2 protein-coding genes and 1 pseudogene are annotated in these 2,181 nt (G+C 41.7%); all 3 read right to left on the reverse strand.

What is annotated here, in order from left to right:
- The coding region (gene murG / locus ABYD77_RS18975) for an undecaprenyldiphospho-muramoylpentapeptide beta-N-acetylglucosaminyltransferase (RefSeq protein WP_372771651.1) at positions 1-761 on the reverse strand (761 nt) is incomplete at its 3' end.
- Positions 758-1,930 carry a cell division protein FtsW gene (gene ftsW / locus ABYD77_RS18980; RefSeq protein WP_372771652.1) on the reverse strand — a complete coding sequence of 391 codons (1,173 nt, stop codon included), beginning with the start codon at positions 1,928-1,930 and terminating at the stop codon, positions 758-760. The genes murG and ftsW, both read right to left, overlap by 4 nt.
- Positions 1,927-2,181 (reverse strand): annotated as a pseudogene (locus ABYD77_RS18985) (UDP-N-acetylmuramoyl-L-alanine--D-glutamate ligase); the annotation flags it as partial. The gene ftsW and the pseudogene ABYD77_RS18985, both read right to left, overlap by 4 nt.

Genomic DNA, 2,181 nt, shown 5'->3' on the forward strand with positions numbered 1-2,181 from the left:
CATACAACAATATCAGCCCATGCATATGCTTTATCCATATCATGGATAAACTCGCTCACATCAGCATTTAACTTCAGCTTTTCATAGCGTTTTGTCACTTCAGCTAAGTGACCTTTGCCTGTTTGGTGGCGAATTGCGATATCAGCCTCGCAGGCTAGTTGTTTAATCACATCGGGCAATAGGTCGTTAAACACTTTTGCTCCAAGTGATCCACCTACAACCAATACGTTGCATTTTGCATCCGTTTTTTCAACTTTAGCGTTGGCAACGCTGCTGCGTACTGGATTACCAACAATTTTACATTTTGGTTTATCAAATGCAGACGGAAATGCCGCCATAACTTGATTTGCTATTTTGGCTAGCAACTTATTACTTAATCCGGCTACCGCATTTTGCTCATGAATAAGTACTGGGATGCCTAGCAACTTGGCCGCCACTCCAGCAGGCCCCGTTACATAACCCCCCATACCGAGCAATACATTTGGCTTTTCTTGTTTCATTACTTTGCGTGCTTGCCAAATTGCTTTCATCACCATAAACGGCGCTTTTAATAATCGCATCAAGCCGTTACCACGAACACCTCTGACATCGATATAACGAATAGCAATGTTATGACGAGGAACCACGTCCGCTTCCATACGATCAGATGTGCCAAGCCATATAACTTGCCAACCCTGTTCTTTCAAATAATCTGCTACGGCAATACCAGGGAAAATATGACCACCAGTTCCACCTGCGACAATCATTATCTTTTTGCTCATGATTTTCGCCCTCTCGTTGTGGCCTGTTTTGTCGCCATTTTCACCTCAAAATCGACTCTTAATAAAATGCCAGCTGCAATTGTCATCACTAATAAACTAGAACCGCCATAAGAAACAAACGGCAGTGTTAATCCTTTGGTTGGCAAAATTCCTGCACTGGCTCCCACGTTTACCATGCTTTGAAAGGCAAACCAAATAGCTATACCCAGCGCCAAATAACCTTCGTATTCTTTACCTGCTTTAAGTGCGTTAAAACCAATATTTAACGCTCTAAAAATTAAAACAAACAACACAGTTAACACACTGAAAACGCCAATAAACCCAGTTTCTTCTGCCAAAATCGCAAATATAAAATCGGTATGCGCCTCTGGTAAATATTGTAGTTTCTGCACACTGTTCCCTAGCCCTTGGCCAAACCAATCACCCCGGCTATATGCCATTAATGACTGTACTAACTGGTAACCTTTGCCAAAAGGGTCATCCCACGGGTCCATAAAACCAGTAATACGCGCGCGACGATAAGGTGAGCTTGCTATCAATAGAACTACTAGGCCCACACCCGCCATCATTAACGCAAAAAATTGCCAAAGGCGTGCACCAGCTAAAAACAACAAACCGATAGTGGTTACAAACATAACCACCACAGTGCCTAAATCTGGCTGCATTAAAATTAAAAATGCATACACAGTAAAAACAGCAAGTGGCTTAATAAAGCCTTTAAGGTTTTCTTGCACCTCAGATCTTTTACGAACTAAGTAACCCGCTAAATAGCAAAAGAAGAAAAGCTTCGCCACTTCAGAAACCTGAATATTGATTGGCCCAACACCAATCCATCGCGTCGAACCATTAACCTCTCGACCAATCACCAATACCGCAATCAGCATTGGAATGCCCGCAAGCAAAAGAGGTAAGTTGGCTTTTTTCCAGAAACTCATAGGTAGGCTGGTTGAGATCATTAATAGACTTAAACTCAACACCAAATAAACCACGTGGCGAATAGTAAAGTGAAAAGGGTTATCAAACATGCGAATAGCCGTTGGCATGGATGCACTTGTCACCATAATAAAACCAACGCCTACCAAAATAACCATGCAGTAAACCAGTGGTACATCATATAAGTTATTTGAGCGCACATTAAATTGTGCTTTGAAGAACTCTAATACCTTCATGTATTCACCACCTTGTGCACAAGCTCACTAAAGAGCTCACCACGATGCTCAAAACTTTTAAACATATCAAAGCTTGCGCATGCAGGCGCCAGCAGCACAATATCACCTGAAACAGCACATTCATTTGCTAGTTTCACTGCCAGTTCAAGTGATTCAACTTGTTTAGTGTTATCACTTAAAGCGGCTATTTTTGCTCTGTCTTCACCAAATGTAATAAGTTGCTTTACGTAGGTTTCAATTTCGTTTTTTAG

Origin of the sequence: Pseudoalteromonas sp., assembly GCF_041629635.1 — a bacterium.
In the GTDB taxonomy this organism is placed as follows: domain Bacteria; phylum Pseudomonadota; class Gammaproteobacteria; order Enterobacterales; family Alteromonadaceae; genus Pseudoalteromonas.